The sequence below is a fragment of the Photorhabdus caribbeanensis genome (assembly GCF_018448885.1).
Lineage (GTDB): Bacteria > Pseudomonadota > Gammaproteobacteria > Enterobacterales > Enterobacteriaceae > Photorhabdus > Photorhabdus caribbeanensis.
Genome location: NZ_RCWB01000177.1, coordinates 1 through 226 on the forward strand (window position 1 = coordinate 1; position 226 = coordinate 226).

At 53.1% G+C, this 226-nt stretch carries 1 protein-coding gene; it reads left to right on the top strand.

The genetic code is table 11. The annotated features are described in order from the left end of the window. A partial coding sequence (locus tag EAE90_RS23530) for a hypothetical protein (RefSeq protein WP_214055480.1) occupies positions 1-226 on the top strand: 226 nt, incomplete at both ends.

The following is a 226-nucleotide window of genomic DNA, read 5'->3' on the forward strand; positions in this document are numbered from 1 at the left end:
CCCAAACGGATATTACCGTTAATGGTAAAGACATTGAAGCGGCGAAACTGACTGCGGAGCAAGGTAGTATCAGTCTGACGGCGAGTGGCAAGGCGACTCTGGGGGATGTACAGGCCCAAACGGATATCACCGTTAATGGTAAAGACATTGAAACGACGAAACTGACCGCAGAGCAAGGCGGCATCAGTCTGACGGCGAGTGGCAAGGCGACTCTGGGGGATGTACA